15 protein-coding genes are annotated in these 19,048 nt (G+C 54.1%); 6 read left to right on the plus strand and 9 right to left on the minus strand.

The genetic code is table 11. The features are described from left to right. Window positions 1-45: 45 nt before the first annotated feature. A complete protein-coding gene (gene rlmD, locus AAHF05_RS18105) occupies window positions 46-1,344 on the minus strand; it encodes a 23S rRNA (uracil(1939)-C(5))-methyltransferase RlmD (RefSeq protein ID WP_129323643.1) in 1,299 nt (432 codons plus the stop codon). Window positions 1,345-1,401: 57 nt separating this feature from the next. On the opposite strand from rlmD, the gene barA reads away from it, so the two are divergent. Beyond that, window positions 1,402-4,161 (plus strand): two-component sensor histidine kinase BarA, encoded by a 2,760-nt coding sequence (gene barA / locus AAHF05_RS18110; RefSeq protein ID WP_129323644.1) that lies wholly within the window; start codon window positions 1,402-1,404, stop codon window positions 4,159-4,161. Between the two features lie 43 nt (window positions 4,162-4,204). Here the strand turns inward: barA and AAHF05_RS18115 are convergent, their stop codons facing one another. The 8 genes from AAHF05_RS18115 to syd all read right to left on the minus strand — a co-directional run bounded on the left by AAHF05_RS18115 (window position 4,205) and on the right by syd (window position 12,518). After that, window positions 4,205-5,344, minus strand: coding sequence for a glycerate kinase (locus tag AAHF05_RS18115; protein ID WP_129323645.1), 1,140 nt, complete (start codon window positions 5,342-5,344; stop codon window positions 4,205-4,207). A 77-nt stretch (window positions 5,345-5,421) separates the two neighbouring features. Beyond that, window positions 5,422-6,759 carry a glucarate dehydratase gene (gene gudD, locus AAHF05_RS18120; protein WP_129323646.1) on the minus strand — a complete coding sequence of 446 codons (1,338 nt, stop codon included), beginning with the start codon at window positions 6,757-6,759 and terminating at the stop codon, window positions 5,422-5,424. Window positions 6,760-6,774: 15 nt separating this feature from the next. Further along, entirely contained in the window at window positions 6,775-8,115 is a 1,341-nt protein-coding gene (locus tag AAHF05_RS18125) for an enolase C-terminal domain-like protein (RefSeq protein ID WP_129323766.1), read from the minus strand. Then, window positions 8,115-9,470, minus strand: a complete 1,356-nt coding sequence (gene gudP, locus AAHF05_RS18130; protein WP_129323647.1) for a galactarate/glucarate/glycerate transporter GudP — start codon at window positions 9,468-9,470, stop codon at window positions 8,115-8,117. The genes AAHF05_RS18125 and gudP overlap by 1 nt, the downstream gene beginning before the upstream one ends. A 295-nt stretch (window positions 9,471-9,765) precedes the next feature. Continuing rightward, the gene (locus AAHF05_RS18135; protein WP_029741558.1) at window positions 9,766-10,215 is read right to left on the minus strand and encodes a flavodoxin; all 450 of its coding nucleotides are present in this window, start codon (window positions 10,213-10,215) and stop codon (window positions 9,766-9,768) included. A 24-nt stretch (window positions 10,216-10,239) separates the two neighbouring features. Continuing rightward, the gene (truC, locus tag AAHF05_RS18140) at window positions 10,240-11,016 is read right to left on the minus strand and encodes a tRNA pseudouridine(65) synthase TruC (protein WP_129323648.1); all 777 of its coding nucleotides are present in this window, start codon (window positions 11,014-11,016) and stop codon (window positions 10,240-10,242) included. Beyond that, the gene (locus AAHF05_RS18145) at window positions 11,013-11,342 is read right to left on the minus strand and encodes a YqcC family protein (protein WP_028016890.1); all 330 of its coding nucleotides are present in this window, start codon (window positions 11,340-11,342) and stop codon (window positions 11,013-11,015) included. The genes truC and AAHF05_RS18145 overlap by 4 nt, the downstream gene beginning before the upstream one ends. Window positions 11,343-11,972: 630 nt before the next feature. Beyond that, a complete protein-coding gene (gene syd / locus AAHF05_RS18150) occupies window positions 11,973-12,518 on the minus strand; it encodes a SecY-interacting protein (RefSeq protein WP_129323649.1) in 546 nt (181 codons plus the stop codon). Window positions 12,519-12,587: 69 nt separating this feature from the next. On the opposite strand from syd, the gene queF reads away from it, so the two are divergent. The 5 genes from queF (at window position 12,588) to xni (ending at window position 19,013) form a co-directional block, all read left to right on the plus strand. Beyond that, window positions 12,588-13,430, plus strand: coding sequence for an NADPH-dependent 7-cyano-7-deazaguanine reductase QueF (queF, locus tag AAHF05_RS18155; protein ID WP_374936406.1), 843 nt, complete (start codon window positions 12,588-12,590; stop codon window positions 13,428-13,430). Window positions 13,431-13,546: 116 nt separating this feature from the next. Then, complete coding sequence (ppnN, locus tag AAHF05_RS18160) at window positions 13,547-14,911, plus strand: nucleotide 5'-monophosphate nucleosidase PpnN (protein WP_108091054.1); 1,365 nt, start codon at window positions 13,547-13,549, stop codon at window positions 14,909-14,911. Between the two features lie 513 nt (window positions 14,912-15,424). Then, window positions 15,425-16,714, plus strand: a complete 1,290-nt coding sequence (locus AAHF05_RS18165) for an HAAAP family serine/threonine permease (protein WP_028016894.1) — start codon at window positions 15,425-15,427, stop codon at window positions 16,712-16,714. Between the two features lie 63 nt (window positions 16,715-16,777). Beyond that, window positions 16,778-18,145, plus strand: a complete 1,368-nt coding sequence (locus tag AAHF05_RS18170; protein ID WP_108091055.1) for an L-serine ammonia-lyase — start codon at window positions 16,778-16,780, stop codon at window positions 18,143-18,145. A gap of 112 nt (window positions 18,146-18,257) precedes the next feature. Next, entirely contained in the window at window positions 18,258-19,013 is a 756-nt protein-coding gene (xni, locus tag AAHF05_RS18175) for a flap endonuclease Xni (RefSeq protein ID WP_049005913.1), read from the plus strand. Window positions 19,014-19,048: the final 35 nt, after the last annotated feature.

Genomic DNA, 19,048 nt, shown 5'->3' on the forward strand with positions numbered 1-19,048 from the left:
CTCCTTTAGGGACCAGGGCCTGTCGAAGTCGACAAGCCAAACAAATTAGATGTGCTCGAACAACACCATCGATTCCAGATGTCCAGTGTGCGGGAACATGTCCAGCATTGCCAGACGCCGAATCTGGTAACCCGCACTGATTAATGCCTCACTGTCACGGGCAAGCGTTGCTGGGTTACAGGAAACATAGACCACACGCTTCGGCGCGAGTTTAATAATATGTGCCATGACACCCGGTGCACCAGCACGAGCCGGGTCGAGTAAAATTTTATCAAAGCCCTGCTTCGCCCACGGCTGTTGGGTGACATCTTCCTCAAGATTTTGATGAAAGAAGGTCACATTTTGCAAGCCGTTCTGCTCTGCGTTCTCCTGCCCTTTAGCCACCAGCGCCTCAACACCTTCCACGCCGACGACGCTGGCGGCTTTTAGCGCCAACGGCAGCGTGAAGTTACCCATTCCGCAGAACAGATCGAGCACCCGATCGCTTTTCTGAACATCCAGCCACGCCAGCGCTTTCTCAACCATCTGCTGGTTAACGCCATCATTTACCTGAATGAAATCCCGCGGGCTGAACGTTAAGCGTAGTCCGTTTGACGCATACCAGGGCGCGTCACCTGTAACCTGCTCAAGTATCTCGCTTTGTGGTGCCAGGAAAAGCGCCAGGTCGTGGGAATGCGAAAAGTGTTCCAGTTTTTCGCGATCTTTTTTCGACAACGGCGTGGTGTGGCGCAAAACCATCAGCGGGCCATTATTTGCCATGACCAGTTCGACATGCCCAAGGTGGCGAACACCCTCCAGCCCGGAGAGACAAATGCGCACTTTTGGAAGCAATGCCTCAAGATGGGGCACCAAAACAGGGCAATGCTTCACATCAACGATATCGCTGGAGCCGGCTTTGCGAAACCCCATCTCCAGCCGCTCAGTTTTTGGTTGAAAGCTGAGACTCAGGCGCGCACGGCGGCGATAACCCCACGGCTCATCGGCAATAATCTCGCTAACGTCATGTTTAAGCAGACGCGCCAGGGCACTGCTTTTGCTTTTTTGCTGTAATTCTGTGCTCGCATGCTGTTGCTGACAGCCTCCGCAGATACCAAAGTGCGGGCAACGAGGTTCCACACGCTGCGGGCTATCGTTGAGGCGACGCTTCACCTGTCCACGGGCGTACTGCCGTTTATCTTCTGTCAGCGTAATTTCTGCTCGTTCTGTTGGCAGTAAACCTGTTATAAACAGAGTCTTACCATTATGTCGAGCAACCCCCTGGCCAAAAGGATCCAGGTCCGTAGCTTCAACAGTGATGATTTGACGCGTCGTCACGCGTCGTTTTGCAGAGTAGAATTGCGCCATCGCCGAGATTTTTCTCACATAAACATAATTATCTTAATTGTCCCATAACGGAACGCCATGACCAACTACAGCCTGCGCGCGCGCATGATGATTTTGATCCTCGCCCCCACCGTTCTTATCGGTTTGCTGCTGAGTATCTTCTTTGTGGTGCATCGCTATAACGATTTGCAGCGTCAACTGGAAGGTGCTGGCGCCAGCATCATCGAACCGCTAGCCGTTTCCAGTGAGTATGGGATGAACCTGCAAAACCGCGAGTCCATTGGTCAGTTAATCAGCGTGCTCCACCGTCGTCACTCGGACATTGTTCGTGCCATTTCAGTTTACGACGAACATAACCGTCTGTTTGTGACCTCGAATTTTCATCTCGATCCGGCGTCCCTGAAAATCCCTGACGGCACACCGTTCCCGCGCCAGCTCACAGTGCTTCGGCGCGGGGATATCTTGATCCTGCGCACGCCGATCATTTCAGAAAGTTATTCACCCGATGAGTCTGCGCAATCTGACGCCAAATCCAGCAATAATATGCTGGGATATGTCGCACTGGAGCTGGATCTCAAGTCGGTACGGCTACAGCAGTACAAAGAAATTTTCATCTCTGGCGTGATGATGTTGTTCTGCATCGGTATTGCACTGATCTTCGGCTGGCGTCTGATGCGCGATGTGACGGGGCCCATCCGCAACATGGTCAACACGGTTGACCGTATTCGCCGGGGTCAGCTCGACAGCCGCGTTGAAGGGTTTATGCTGGGCGAGCTGGATATGCTGAAAAATGGCATCAACTCGATGGCGATGTCTCTGGCGGCGTATCACGAAGAGATGCAGCACAACGTTGACCAGGCCACGTCTGACCTGCGCGAAACGCTGGAACAGATGGAGATTCAGAACGTTGAGCTGGATCTGGCGAAAAAGCGTGCGCAGGAAGCAGCACGTATTAAATCTGAATTCCTTGCCAATATGTCACACGAGCTGCGTACACCGCTCAATGGTGTGATCGGCTTTACCCGCCTGACGCTGAAAAGCGAGCTTAACCCAACTCAGCGCGACCATCTGCACACTATCGAGCGCTCCGCTAACAACCTGTTAGCGATCATTAACGACGTGCTGGACTTCTCCAAGCTGGAAGCAGGCAAGCTTATTCTGGAGAGTATCCCGTTCCCGTTGCGGAGCACACTGGATGAAGTGGTCACGCTTCTCGCACACTCCTCGCACGATAAAGGGCTGGAGTTGACACTTAACATCAAGAACGATGTGCCGGATAACGTCATTGGCGACCCGCTACGTCTGCAGCAGGTTATTACTAACCTTGTCGGAAATGCCATTAAGTTCACCGAAAGCGGTAACATCGACATTCTGGTGGAAAAACGTTCTATCAGTAATAACAAGGTTCAGATTGAAGTGCAGATCCGCGATACCGGCATCGGTATCCCTGAGCGCGATCAGTCGCGGTTGTTCCAGGCGTTTCGTCAGGCAGACGCCAGTATCTCTCGCCGTCATGGCGGTACTGGTCTGGGGCTGGTGATCACGCAGAGACTGGTGAATGAGATGGGAGGAGATATCTCTTTCCACAGCCAGCCGAACCGGGGGTCAACCTTCTGGTTCCACATTAATCTGGACCTCAACCCGAACGTGCTGACCGATGGTCCTGTGACAGACTGCCTGAAAGGCAAGCGTCTGGCCTACGTCGAGCCTAACGCGGCGGCGGCGCAGTGTGCGCTCGATATTTTAAGCACCACGCCGCTGGAAGTGGTCTACAGCCCAACCTTCTCAGCCCTTGCCGTTGAACACTACGACATTCTGCTGATGGGGATCCCGGTCACTTTCACCGGCGAACTGACCATGCAACAGGAACGGCTGGCGAAAGCCGCGTCAATGACCGACTCTCTGCTGCTGGCGCTCCCATGCCATGCCCAGCTCAATGCAGAAGAGTTGAAGAATGACGGGGCCGCCGCGTGTCTGCTAAAACCGCTCACCGCGACCCGACTGCTGCCAGCGTTGACGGAATATTGCCGTCTTAGCCAGAATGCCCTGCCACCGATTGACAATGAGCAAAAATTGCCGATGAGCGTGATGGCCGTGGATGATAACCCGGCCAACCTGAAGCTCATTGGCGTATTGCTTGAAGACCAAGTTCAGCATGTTGAACTGTGTACCAGTGGCACGCAGGCGGTTGAACAGGCTAAACAGATGCAGTTCGATTTAATTCTGATGGATATTCAAATGCCGGGTATGGATGGCATTCGGGCCTGTGAGCTGATCCATCAGCTCCCGCATCAGCAGCAGACCCCGGTGATTGCGGTCACCGCGCATGCGATGGCCGGTCAGAAAGAGAAGCTATTGAGTGCCGGGATGAATGATTATCTGGCTAAACCTATCGACGAAGAGAAACTTCATAACCTGTTGTTACGCTATAAACCGGGGCATTCAGGCGGGACGTACACGCCATCTGCCGAGCCAGTTGAGATTAGCGTCAATCAGAACGCGACTTTTGACTGGCAGCTTGCGCTGCGTCAGGCAGCAGGAAAACCCGACTTAGCGCGCGAAATGCTGCAAATGCTCGTCGCGTTTCTACCGGAAATTCGCAATAAGGTTGAAGAGCAACTGGTGGGTGAAAACCCGGACGATCTGCTGGAAGCGATTCACAAGCTGCACGGCAGCTGTGGATACAGCGGCGTGCCGCGGCTGAAAAATCTCTGCCAGTTGCTGGAGCAGCAACTGCGTGCCGGTACGCCGGAATCTGAGCTTGAACCGGAATTTCTGGAGCTGCTGGATGAGATGGATAATGTGACGCGGGAAGCGATGAAAGTGCTGGGAAGCTGAGGTAAAAGCCGGGTGGCGGTTTCGCCTTACCCGGCAATCACAGCTAAAATGCCTGCCCTATTTTCAGCGCCGCCGCGATATTCCTTGCGGCCATCTGGACATTTTCACTGGCATTTTCCAGCGCGTCTTCCAGTGAGCAGATGGTGTAGATCACGCTAAACACCGCATCAATGCCGTGTTCGTGTACCACGCCAACATCCGCCGTCAAACTCCCCGCAATACCGATGACGGGTTTGTTAAAGCGTTTGGCCACTTTCGCCACACCTACCGGGACTTTGCCGTGGATCGTCTGACTGTCGATGCGTCCTTCACCCGTGATCACCAAATCCGCATCGGCCACCTGCTCGGCCAGGTGTAGCGCATCGGTCACGATCTCAATCCCCTGGCGCAACTGCGCACCGCAAAAGGCATACAGTGCTGCCCCCATACCGCCCGCTGCGCCACCGCCAGCAAGGTTCAACACATCGATATCCAGATCCCGGGCAATGACCCGCGCATACTGAGCAAGCGCGTTGTCCAGGGTGACGATCATCTCGGGTGTGGCCCCCTTTTGCGGACCAAATACGGCTGACGCGCCATCCTTTCCGGTGAGCGGATTAGTGACATCACAGGCCACCTCAATCCGGCACTCCGCCAGACGTTTATCCAGCCCGCTCAGGTCGATACGCGCGAGTTTTCCCAGCTCGCCCCCGCCCTGCCCAAGAGGCTCTTCACTCGCATCGAGCAATTTAGCGCCCAGCGCCTGCACCATCCCTGCACCGCCGTCATTGGTGGCACTCCCGCCAATGCCAATAATGATATGCTTAACGCCCGCATCCAGCGCATGACGGATAAGCTCACCTGTTCCCCAGGAGGTGGTTCTCAGAGGATTACGCTGCGAAGGCGCAACCAGCTCCAGGCCGCTGGCCGCTGCCATTTCAATAAAGGCGCTCTGCTTATCACCGGACAAACCATAAAACCCGTCCACGTGCTCGCCCAGCGGGCCGGTCACCGGAACATGCATAATGCTTCCCTGCGTTGCCGCGATCATCGCCTCAACCGTCCCTTCGCCACCGTCCGCGACCGGCAGTTTGACGTAAACCGCCTCGGGGAAGATCTCGCGAAAACCACGCTCTATCGCTGTCGCAACCTCAAGCGCACTCAAACTTTCCTTATATGAGTCCGGTGCGATAACAATTTTCATAAGCCATCCTTACGCATCGTTGTTACGTTAAGCATACACCACGCAAATGACCAGCAATGGGAGCGTTCCCTGCACATTTATCGCACCATGCACGGACGTTTATTATCAAATGACCAGCCCGGGATGAGATACTGCATCGCCATCGCATCATCGCGCGCACCCAGGCCATGTTTCTGATACAGCTCGTGAGCTTTCATTACCTGATCCATATCCAGCTCAACACCTAACCCCGGTGTGGACGGCACCTGCACCATGCCCCCTTTGATCTCAAACGGCTCTTTGGTCAGGCGCTGATTGCCTTCCTGCCAGATCCAGTGCGTGTCGATCGCAGTGATCGTACCCGGTGCGGCAGCGGCAACGTGAGTGAACATTGCCAGCGACACATCAAAGTGGTTGTTGGAATGCGAGCCCCAGGTCAGGCCAAACTCATGACACATCTGCGCCACGCGAACTGAACCCTGCATCGTCCAGAAGTGCGGGTCAGCCAGCGGAATATCGACAGATTGCAGAGAAAGCGTATGCCCCATCTGGCGCCAGTCGGTTGCTATCATGTTTGTTGCCGTTGGCAAACCTGTTGCACGGCGGAATTCCGCCATCACTTCGCGGCCGGAGAAACCTTGTTCAGCCCCGCACGGATCTTCCGCATAAGCCAGCACGCCTTTCAGCTGTTTACCGATTCTGATCGCTTCATCAAGAGACCAGGCCCCATTCGGATCAAGCGTTACGCGCGCTTGCGGGAAACGTTTCGCCAGAGCAGATATGGCTTCCGCCTCTTCTTCGCCCGCCAGCACGCCCCCCTTCAGTTTGAAATCGTTGAAGCCGTATTTCTCATAAGCGGCTTCCGCCAGACGCACCACCGCATCCGGAGTCATCGCCTCATCGTGGCGAAGTCGGTACCAGTCGCATTGTTCATCTGGCTGACTCTGATACGCCAGAGGCGTCAGTTTGCGGTCGCCGACAAAGAACAGATAGCCCAGCATTTCCACTTCGCTGCGCTGCTGGCCATCGCCTAACAGTGACGCGACGTTAACGCCCAGATGCTGGCCTAACAAGTCCAGCATTGCCGCTTCGATACCGGTCACCACATGGATAGTGGTACGCAGATCGAACGTTTGCAGCCCACGTCCAGCCGCATCGCGGTCAGCGAAAGTATTGCGCACGGTATTCAGCACATTTTTGTACTCGCCCAGCGTTTTACCGACAACTAATGGAATGGCATCTTCCAGCGTAGTACGGATCTTCTCCCCACCCGGAATTTCGCCTACACCAGTATGACCGGAGTTGTCTTTGATAATCACGATATTGCGGGTAAAGAATGGCGCATGCGCACCACTCAGGTTCATCAGCATGCTGTCATGGCCCGCAACCGGAATGATCTGCATGGAAGTGACTACGGGGGTAGAAAAAGTGCTCATCGTTCAATCCTTTTATCAGTGACGTCCGAAAACAGGGCGCTTACGGTCAAATGTCCAACCGGGGATAAGATACTGCATCGGTCCTGCGTCGTTACGCGCACCACCAGGCAGTTTTTTATACGCCTCATGGGCTTTATGAACCTGATCCCAGTCAAGCTCTACACCCAGCCCAGGCGCATCCGGCACAGCAATTTTGCCGTTTTTGATCTCAAGCGGATTTTTGGTCAGGCGAGCTTCACCCTCCTGCCAAATCCAGTGGGTGTCGATAGCGGTGGGGTTACCCGGTACCGCCGCGCCAACGTGGGTAAACATCGCCAGCGAAATATCAAAGTGGTTGTTGGAGTGGCAGCCCCAGGTTAGCCCCCAGTCATCGCACAGCTGTGCGACACGTACTGCACCTGAAAGCGTCCAGAAATGCGGGTCAGCCAGCGGAATATCGACAGCGTTCAGCATCACAGCGTGACCCATTTCGCGCCAGTTGGTCGCGATCATGTTGGTGGCGACTGGCAACCCGGTGGCGCGACGGAACTCGGCCATGACTTCACGACCCGAGAATCCCTGTTCGGCGCCGCAGGGATCTTCCGCATAGGTCAGGACATTCCCCAGCCCTTTACACAAGCTGATCGCTTCATCCAGCAGCCATGCTCCGTTCGGATCAACCGTGATACGCGCCTCCGGGAAGCGTGTTTTCAGCGCCCGGGCCGTTTCAATCTCCTGCTCACCTGGCAGTACGCCGCCTTTAAGCTTGAAATCTTTAAAACCGTAACGATCCTGGGCCGCCTCAGCCAGCCGGACAACGCTTTCACCGGAGAGCGCTTCCTGATGACGCAGGTGATACCACTCGTGGCTGCCCGGCGAGTGAGCCAGATAAGGCAGGTCGGTTTTGTTGCGATCGCCAACATAAAACAGATAGCCGAGCACCGTCACCGCATCGCGCTGCTTGCCTGGCCCCAGCAATTCGCAGACCGGGACATGCAAGGTCTTGCCCAGTAAATCAAGCAGGGCGGCTTCCAGAGCGGCGACAGCGTTGACGCGCAGTTCAAACGTCCACGCCCCTTTTCCGAAGGTATCAAAGTCTGCCGACTGATTTCCCTTATGTACCTGCTGGACCACCCTATTCAACCGGGCGATCTCCTGACCCACCACCCGAGGTATGGCATCGACCAGCGTCTGATAAATCACCTCTCCGCCAGGCGCTTCGCCCACGCCGGTATTCCCTGCACTGTCTGTCAGCACAACGATATTACGGGTAAACCAGGCGTTATGTGCGCCGCCAATATTCAGCAGCATACTGTCCTGCCCGGCCACCGGGATGACCTTCATCTCAGTGACGATTGGGCTTGATTGCGTTGTCATCATCCACGCTCCGCAACAGGTTTAAGTTCGACGCGTTTGATATCCCCCACCAGCACCAGGTAACTCAGCACCGCCACCAGCGCATGCACACCCACGTAGATCAGCGCACCGTTGAAAGAGCCCGTCGTGCCGACGATGTAGCCGATAGCGATGGGGGTGACAATCCCGGAGATGTTGCCGAACATGTTGAACAGGCCGCCGCTCAAACCACTGATCTCTTTTGGCGCAGTATCCGCCATCACTGCCCAGCCCAGCGCACCGATCCCTTTACCGAAGAAAGCCATCGCCATGAAGCCGATAATCATCCACTCGGTATTTACGTAGTTACAGAACACCATGGTCATGGAGAGCAGCATGCCGAGCACAATCGGCGTTTTCCGCGCGATGTTCAGGGAACCGGTGCGGCGCATCAGCCAGTCGGAAATCACCCCGCCGAGCACTCCCCCAACGAAGCCGCAGATTGCCGGAACAGAGGCAACAAACCCCGCTTTCAGAATCGACATACCACGCGCCTGCACCAGATAAACCGGGAACCAGGTGATAAAGAAGTAAGTTAGGGCGTTGATGCAATACTGGCCAAGATAGATCCCGATCATCATCCGCGAGCCGACAAGCTGTTTGATCTGTGCCCATTTCTGACTGAACGGGACTTTTGCTTTTGCGGATTTTTGATCCATGTTGATCAGCGCGCCGCCTTCGGCAATGTACTCCAGCTCTTTCTTGTTCACGCCGGGATGCTGGTTAGGTTCATGGATCACTTTCAGCCAGATGAAGCTGATGACGATCCCAAGCCCGCCCATGAAGAAGAATACGTGCGACCAACCCACCTCATGCGTCAGCCAGCCCATGATTGGCGCGAAGATCACCGTTGCGAAGTACTGTGCAGAGTTAAAAATCGCTACCGCGGTTCCCCTTTCCTGCGCCGGGAACCACGCCGCTACGATGCGGCTGTTGCCCGGGAAGGAAGGCGCTTCCGCTAAGCCCACCAGGAAGCGCAGCGTGAAGAGCGCCACGATAATGCCGAAGCCGCTGAAGATATCGACGAAACCCTGCAAGAGGGTAAAAGCAGACCAGATAAAGATGGACCAGAAGTAAACGCGTTTAGAACCAAAGCGGTCCAGCAGCCAGCCACCGGGAATTTGCCCGATAACGTAGGCCCATGAGAATGCAGAGAAAACGTAACCCATGCCCACCGGATCAAGGCCGATGTCTTTTGCCATTTCCGAGCCGGCAATCGACAGCGTGGCGCGGTCACCATAGTTAAAGGACGTGACGATAAACAGCATCACCACTATCCAGTAGCGGGCATTGGTGCGCTTCTCAGCGCTGCTCGCTGCTTGGCTTAATGTACTCATTGTTGCACTCCTGAAACATAGCTTTCGCCAGGTTCATTCTGTACAGCACCTGTAGGGTAATCAGAATGAGATTTGTATTTTGTCGTTTTGGTACGGCCTGAAGCCGTTTTGTAGTGACCGGAAAAGTATATGAAGGAGTGACACGTTCTCTCACCGTGCAAAAACACAGTATTGAAGGGGGTATGAGAGGTTGTTTATGGCATAAGCCCAGGGGAGTGGAAGATGGTTCACGGAATTGGCGTTTGGCGCGGGGTGTACTGCCGGGTGGCGGCTACGCCTTACCCGGCATACAGAACTATTTAAGGAGCGTGGCCCAGTGTTCAACCCATGGGTTCGACTCGCTTTCAGGCTCAGGGTGTTCACCCGCATCAATCAGCAGCATCTCGCCGACGCGTTGGGCGCTTTGTTCCTGCAGGAGTGCATCGAACTGCTTACCGCCGCCGCAGAAGTTGGCGTAAGAGCTATCACCCAGCGCAATGATGCCGTAGTGAACGTCCGGCTGATAGCCGAGCTGGTCTTTAATTCCCTGGAAAAGCGGCACGATGCTGTCCGGGAGATCGCCCTGTCCGGTGGTGGAGGTCACCACCAGAATGTATTTATCCTTATACTTTTCCCAGTCGGCCAGTTCCGGGTCTTCATAGACCGTGGCTTTGTGGCCCTGGCTGGCGAGTATTGCCTCAGCCTCTTCCGCTACCAGCAGCGAGTTGCCGTACATTGTGCCGACAAAAATGCCTACTTCAGCCATGATATTTTCCCATATTGAATGCGTTTACTGTTCATCCTGAACGTTGCCCGATACAAACTCAACCCTTTCATTTTCGGGGAGTTGTCCCAGCCAGCCAAACTGTGACAGCGCCTGCATCCAGACGTCGTCCAGCCCCGCGCGGATAGTCAGCGGTTCACCGGTAAACGGGTGCGTCAGGCTCAGCTCGCTGGCGTGCAACATCAGACGATGGCAACCAAAGTGTTCGGCCGCGCTGCGGTTCTGGCGCAAATCGCCGTGTTTGCTGTCGCCAATAATCGGGTGGCGCAGGTGCGCTAGATGGCGTCGCAGCTGGTGCTTACGCCCGGTTTTAGGCAGAAGCTCAACCAGGCTGTAGCGTGTGGTCGGAAACTTGCTGGTTGCCACCGGCATTTCGGTAGTCGCCATGCCGCGATAATCCGTCACCGCGGGCTGCGGGCCTTTGTCATCACGGGAAAATTTATCGGCAATTTTGTCCAGCTCCTCCACCAGCGGATAGTCCAGTGTGGCACTTTCCGTCAGCCAGCCACGGACAATCGCGTGGTAGCGTTTCTGGATCTGGTGCTGTTCGAACTGCTGCGCCAGCAGGCGGCCTGCCTCGCTGGACAGCCCCATCAGCAGAACGCCGGAGGTCGGCCTGTCGAGACGATGAGCAGTAAAAACATGCTGGCCGATCTGGTCGCGCACGGTTTGCATCACCACGACTTTCTCGTCGCGATCCAGCCAGCTTCGGTGCACCAGCCAGCCAGACGGTTTATTCACCGCCACCAGCCACTCATCCTGATAGAGGATCTCAAGCGTCATGCATCTTCACCGGCAAACAGGGCATCCAGTTTTTCCAGTTCGACCAGCATCACATCGCGCGCAGGGTGCGTCGCCTCCAGCGCCATTTCATAATAGGGAGAGACAGCAAACGCCTGTGGCAGCGGATGACCGCCTTCCAGCAGTGCGTGCATACGCGGAATTAATACCCACTGGAGCCACTCGAACGGTGCCAGCGTATCCAGGCAGAATGGCTGGGTGCTTGCGAACGCTTCTGGCTGCGGCGCAGTCTCCTGCCACAGCTGATGTTGGCGCAAAAGGGCTTCGATGGCGTGCAACCGGGCACGAACGCGATCGTGTTGCGTCATAGTAACCTCAACTGAAAAAGTGAACGGCGCGCAGCATAGCATTGCGGAAGGCAGAAATAAAAAAAGGGAGCACTGTAAAAACAGTGCTCCCGGTTCGTTTCGCAGCATTCCAGCTACAATTCGTGCTCCCTGCTCATCCGTGACAACTTTTCCTGATGCCCGAAGGCCTGGTCATCCGTAAACCGATGCATCCTGCACATATCGTCCTGATATGTTTGTTTCATCCTGAAACATCCTGGCCTTCCTGACCCACCGCTCATCCTGACCGGCTCTCATTCTCCTTCCTGGAGGTGTCCCTTACGCATCCTGCGTTATCCTTTTGCTTCATCCTGAAGCCTTCCTGCAGCGCCATCCTGACGTGTCCTGAGTAAGAAACGCCATCATCCTGATGTTCGTTTCTCGCGTCGGCGTCCTGTCGACAGAGATAGAATCCGCTATTCCGCTTCGTCTTACAACCCACCCTGTCCGCTGTGTAAGCCGTAAGAAAGCACTATAAGTAATGCAATGAACAAGTAATTCATTGAAAAACAGAGTGATATTAATCTTAATTTAATAAGGTAATACTGAATGTTCCAGCGATCTCTCACAAACCTTGTAAGAGATCTCTCACACGCGCTGTAGCATCACGGATTACAGAAGTGGCTCAATTCGGGTAAGGAAATCCGCAAGAGAGGGGGCGAGGATCTCGCGATTGCGGGTTCCGATTGTCTCTTTAACCACTTCACCAGACAGGTTGCAGACGGATATCACATCCAGTTCGCTATCCAGCGTGGCAATAAAGAGTGTCGGAGAAAGCTTAAGGCGCTTTTGCGTAACCAAATGACCAATCAGGTTTTCCTGAACACGCTGCAGATCGTCTTCACTCCAGGTCTGCAACAGGGTCAACGTAATATCAGCAAAGCGTGCAGGCATATCCCCTGCAAATTGCGTGGTATAAAACGCATGAACAGCAGGTTGTATCACAATATCCATTGCCCGTTCAACCGCATTTACATTTTGCTCACCGGTGTTGGGCTTCGGCTGCCAGATCACGTAATCATCCTGAGAAGAGATAATGCATGGCGATGGCACGCCATATAAATCAGCACTTTGCGGCCATGTGCCGTGCTTTTCATGCCATGCATCGCAATAACGGGTCGTGAAGGTAGTGAGGGCATTTGCAGTTTCGATGTCCACCGATTTCTCTCTTCTTGTAAGACAGGATAAACTCAGGCCATAAGTGTACCTGTAAAGTGGCTATGAAACATGTCTTACGAAAATCATCAGGCGTTAACCGGCTTAACGTTGGGTAAATCGACCGATTACCGCGACACCTACGATGCAAGCCTGCTGCAGAGTGTACCGCGCAGCCTGAATCGCGATCCTCTGGGTTTGCACGCGGATGCACTGCCGTTTGTCGGCGGAGATATCTGGACGCTGTACGAACTCTCATGGCTAAATGCTCGCGGTTTGCCGCAGGTGGCGGTGGGCCATGTTGAGCTGGATTACGCCAGCGTTAATCTCGTTGAGTCCAAAAGTTTTAAGCTCTATCTCAACAGTTTTAACCAGACAAAATTCAATAGCTGGGACGACGTTCAGCACACCCTGGAACGTGATTTAAGTGCCTGCGCTCAGGGCAACGTAAGCGTTTCATTGTATCGTCTGGATGAACTCGAAGGGCAGCCCATTGCCCACTTCAACGGTACCTGCATCGACGATCAGGATATTGAGGTGAACAGCTACGAATTCAGCACTGATTATCTCGAAAACGCGGCGAGCGGGAAGGTGGTCGAAGAGACGCTGGTCAGCCATTTGCTGAAGTCCAACTGCCTGATTACCCATCAGCCGGACTGGGGTTCCGTGCAGATCCAGTATCGTGGCCCGAAAATTGACCGGGAAAAACTGCTGCGCTATCTGGTGTCGTTCCGTCATCACAATGAATTCCACGAGCAGTGCGTGGAGCGCATCTTTAATGACATTCAGCGTTTCTGCCATCCTGAGACGCTGAGCGTTTACGCGCGCTATACCCGACGTGGTGGGCTGGATATTAACCCGTGGCGCACCAATACCGATTTTGTGCCTGCGACTGGCCGTCTGGTGCGTCAGTAACATAAATATTTTCATAATATGCGGGCGGTATTCCGCCCGAAGTGTTGTGAAATCTCATAAGCCAGGGCTATTGTAATCAACAGGGAAAGACGATAATCGTCCCGTAAGGAGCTCACTTGATTACACATATTAGCCCGCTTGGCTCAATGGATATGTTGTCGCAGCTGGAAGTGGACATGCTTAAACGCACGGCCAGCAGCGATCTTTATCAACTGTTTCGTAACTGTTCACTTGCCGTACTGAACTCCGGAAGCCTGACAGATAACAGTAAAGAACTGCTGTCCCGCTTCGAAAGCTTTGATATCAACGTGCTGCGCCGCGAGCGTGGCGTGAAACTGGAAGTGATCAACCCGCCGGAAGACGCCTTCGTCGACGGGCGCATTATTCGCTCACTTCAGGCCAACCTGTTTGCCGTGCTGCGTGACATCCTGTTTGTTAACGGGCAGATCCACAACGCAGGCCGTTTCCAGCATCTCGACCTGGAAAGCTCTGTTCATATCACCAACCTGGTGTTCTCGATTTTGCGAAACGCTCGTGCCCTGCACGTCGGCGAAGCACCGAACATGGTCGTTTGCTGGGGCGGCCACTCCATTAACGAAACCGAATATCTCTATGCCCGTCGGGTGGGAACGCAACTCGGCCTGCGTGAACTGAATATCTGTACGGGCTGTGGCCCAGGGGCAATGGAAGCGCCAATGAAAGGTGCCGCGGTTGGACATGCGCAACAGCGTTACAAAGAGGGGCGATTTATCGGTATGACCGAACCGTCAATCATCGCTGCTGAGCCACCTAACCCGCTGGTTAATGAGCTGATTATCATGCCGGATATCGAGAAACGTCTTGAGGCGTTTGTCCGTATCGCCCACGGCATAATCATCTTCCCGGGCGGTGTGGGGACAGCGGAAGAGTTGCTTTATCTGCTGGGCATTCTGATGAACCCGGCCAATAAAGATCAGGTTCTGCCGTTGATCCTGACCGGACCAAAAGAGAGCGCCGACTACTTCCGCGTGCTGGACGAGTTCATCGTGCATACGCTGGGGGAATCCGCGCGTCGTCACTATCGCATCATCATTGATGATGCAGCAGAAGTGGCTCGTCAGATGAAAAAATCGATGCCGCTGGTGAAAGAGAATCGTCGTGATACCGGCGATGCTTACAGCTTCAACTGGTCAATTCGTATTGCACCGGACCTGCAGATCCCATTCGAACCTACGCACGAGAATATGGCGAACCTGAAACTCTACCCGGATCAACCGGTGGAAGTCCTGGCTGCCGATCTGCGTCGTGCCTTCTCCGGGATTGTGGCGGGGAACGTGAAAGAGATGGGCATCCGCGCCATTGAACAACATGGTCCGTACAAAATTCACGGTGACCGGGAGATGATGCGTCGCATGGACGATATGCTGCAGGGCTTTGTCGCCCAACACCGCATGAAGCTGCCAGGCTCTGCCTACATTCCTTGCTACGAAATCTGCACTTAACCCTTAGCGTCTTCTCTTAAAGCCGGGTCATCGTACAACGCGTCCCGGCTTTTTTATTACCGAAACAATTCATAGAGATCGCTTATGTCTTTTACAAATCACACCTGGACGCAAACGATTACCTTGATTTTACAACCGTAAATTATCAGCCTTAATCTAACTTACCTGCCATAAAATCCTATAAACCCATTTCTTTACAGCGTAAGACTCGTATATCACGGGTCTCTCTTTCAGCCTGCATGTTGTTGGTGGTAGCCTTCGCGCCCGTAAATTCTCTTTGATGTTTTTTTAACAGATAAATGGTCTAAAGATGCCCACATCATAAGTGGATTATTGCATTTGAGATCGCGATCACTGATAGATTCATAACGAGAATGTATCTTTCCGCCCGCCAATAGTTACGGGTGAAAATTATTAAAAAACCGTCACTGAACGAATTTCATATTACCGTCAGGCACTTTTTCATCGGATTTGACTTAAAACCTGACAATTTGCTTCCTCCAGGAGATACAGATGGAAACCACTCAAACCAGCACCGTTGCTTCGATTGAATCCCGAAGTGGTTGGCGCAAAACGGATACCATGTGGATGCTTGGCCTTTACGGCACAGCAATCGGCGCTGGTGTACTGTTCCTTCCTATCAACGCAGGCGTCGGCGGTCTGATCCCGCTGATCATCATGGCCATCATTGCTTTCCCGATGACCTTCTTCGCACACCGCGGTCTGACCCGCTTCGTGCTGTCCGGTAAAAACCCGGGCGAAGACATCACTGAAGTGGTTGAAGAGCACTTCGGTATCGGCGCAGGTAAACTGATTACCCTGCTCTACTTCTTCGCGATTTACCCAATTCTGCTGGTTTACAGCGTGGCAATCACCAACACCGTTGAAAGCTTCATGACGCACCAGCTGCACATGACGCCGCCTCCGCGTGCAATTCTGTCTCTGATCCTGATCGTAGGCATGATGACTATCGTGCGCTTCGGTGAGCAGATGATTGTTAAAGCAATGAGCGTACTGGTCTTCCCGTTCGTGATTGCTCTGATGGTACTGGCTTGCTACCTGATCCCACAGTGGAACGGTGCAGCACTGGAAACTCTGTCCCTGAGCAGCGCATCTGCAACCGGTAACGGCCTGCTGATGACCCTGTGGCTGGCGATTCCGGTAATGGTCTTCTCCTTCAACCACTCCCCAATCATCTCCTCCTTCGCAGTGGCGAAGCGTGAAGAGTACGGCAACGGTGCAGAGAAGAAATGCTCCAGCATCCTGGCACGTGCACACATCATGATGGTACTGACCGTGATGTTCTTCGTGTTCAGCTGCGTACTGAGCCTCTCCCCGGCGGATCTGGCAGCAGCGAAAGAGCAGAACATCTCTATTCTGTCTTACCTGGCGAACCACTTTAACGCACCAGTCATTGCGTGGATGGCACCTATCATCGCAATTATCGCCATCACCAAATCCTTCCTCGGTCACTACCTGGGCGCGCGTGAAGGCTTCAACGGTATGGTGATCAAATCTCTGCGCGGTAAAGGCAAGAGCATTGAAATCAGCAAGCTGAACAAAATCACCGCTCTGTTCATGCTGATCACCACCTGGGCAGTTGCGACTCTGAACCCAAGCATCCTGGGCATGATTGAAACTCTGGGTGGCCCGGTTATCGCGATGATTCTGTTCCTGATGCCGATGTACGCGATTCAGAAAGTGCCTGCGATGCGTAAATACAGCGGCCACATCAGCAACGTCTTCGTTGTTGTGATGGGTCTGATTGCCATCTCCGCTATTTTCTTCTCACTGTTCAGCTAATACCTCCTGCGCCGTCCTCGGGCGGCGCATTCTTCCTCTCTGACTGAAAGCAATGGACGCATCATGATTAGCGTATTCGATATTTTCAAAATCGGTATTGGTCCTTCCAGCTCTCACACCGTCGGACCAATGAAAGCCGGTAAGCAGTTCACGGATGACTTGATTGCACGCGGCATTCTGCATGACGTAACCCGCGTGGTTGTTGATGTTTACGGTTCTCTTTCCCTGACCGGGAAAGGCCACCATACCGATATCGCCATTATCATGGGCCTGGCGGGAAACCTGCCGGATACCGTTGATATTGACGCGATCCCTGGCTTCATCCAGGACGTTAATACCCACGGTCGCCTGCTGCTGGCAAATGGCGAACATGAAGTGGAATTCCCGGTTGATCGCTGCATGAATTTCCATGCTGACAACCTGTCGCTGCACGAAAACGGTATGCGTATCACTGCGCTGGCCGGCGACAAAGCGGTATACAGCCAGACTTACTACTCTATCGGCGGTGGTTTTATCGTCGACGAAGACCACTTTGGTCAAACCAGTACCTCTTCGGTCGATGTGCCTTATCCGTACAAAACTGCGGCGGACCTTCAGCGTCACTGCCAGGAGACAGGACTTTCCCTCTCCGGCCTGATGATGAAAAACGAGCTGGCACTTCACAGCAAAGCGGAGCTGGAACAGCACTTTGCTAACGTTTGGGAAGTGATGCGCGGCGGTATTGAGCGCGGGATCACCACCGAAGGCGTTCTGCCTGGCAAGCTTCGCGTGCCGCGTCGTGCAGCAGCGCTACGCCGTATGTTGGTTAGCACCGACAAAACGACAACAGATCCTATGGCAGTCGTGGACTGGATCAATATGTTCGCGCTGGCAGTAAACGAGGAGAACGCCGCAGGTGGCCGCGTGGTCACCGCGCCGACCAACGGTGCCTGCGGTATCGTTCCGGCCGTGCTCGCGTACTACGACAAGTTTATCCGCGAAGTGAACGCTAACTCTCTGGCGCGCTACCTGCTGGTCGCCAGTGCAATCGGTTCCCTGTATAAGATGAACGCGTCAATTTCTGGTGCGGAAGTAGGCTGTCAGGGTGAAGTCGGTGTGGCTTGCTCTATGGCGGCGGCGGGTCTGGCTGAGCTGTTGGGTGCAAGCCCAACGCAGGTGTGCATTGCTGCAGAAATTGGCATGGAACATAACCTGGGGCTGACCTGTGACCCGGTTGCCGGACAGGTACAGGTGCCGTGTATCGAGCGTAACGCGATCGCTTCCGTGAAAGCGGTGAACGCTGCACGTATGGCCCTGCGTCGTACCAGCGAACCGCGCGTCTGTCTCGATAAAGTTATCGAAACCATGTACGAAACCGGGAAAGATATGAACGCCAAATACCGCGAAACCTCTCGCGGCGGTCTGGCGATGAAGATCGTTACCTGCGATTAAGCCTCTCAGGAAGCCTCGTTTTGCGAGGCTTCTTCCTGTTTCCCCTCACACTATTCGTTTCATCCTGCCGACAGTGTTACCCTTTACCCATCAGATTTAAGGGAGAATCTCTGTGGCTGTTCATTTGCTTATTGTCGACGCACTCAACCTGATTCGCCGGATCCATGCGGTACAAGGCACCCCCTGTAAAGACACTTGCCTGCACGCACTGGAGCAGCTTATCCGCCATAGCGAACCGACCCATGTTGTGGCCGTGTTTGACGACGAAGCGCGTAATACTGGCTGGCGACATCAGCGTCTTCCGGATTACAAGGCCGGACGTGCCCCGATGCCAGACGATCTGCATGCCGAGATGCCCGCCATTCGCGCCGCCTTTGAACAGCGCGGCGTACCTTGCTGGGGGGCGCATGGCAATGAAGCTGACGATCTGGCGGCAACACTTGCGGTTAAAGTCGCCAGCGTCGGGCATCAGGCGACAATTGTTTCAACCGATAAAGGCTACTGCCAGCTGCTCTCGCCTACGATCCGCATCCGTGATTACTTCCAGAAACGCTGGCTCGATGCCCCTTTCATTGCCAGTGAGTTTGGCGTCTCGCCTGAACAGCTGCCAGATTACTGGGGGCTGGCGGGGATCAGCAGCTCGAAGGTGCCGGGTGTCGCGGGTATAGGACCAAAAAGTGCCGCTCAGTTGCTAACGGATTTTCAGAGTCTGGAAGGGATTTACGCCAGGCTGGATGAGGTGCCGGAAAAATGGCGCAAGAAGCTTGAAGCACACAAAGAGATGGCCTTTATCTGCCGGGATGTAGCGACGCTACAAACGAGTTTACAGCTGGACGGGAATTTGCAGCAGTTAAGGCTGGAACGTTAATACAATTCACGATTTGTCTGCCCGGCAAGCACAGC

The sequence above is a fragment of the Enterobacter adelaidei genome (assembly GCF_041937165.1).
GTDB classification, from domain to species: domain Bacteria; phylum Pseudomonadota; class Gammaproteobacteria; order Enterobacterales; family Enterobacteriaceae; genus Enterobacter; species Enterobacter adelaidei.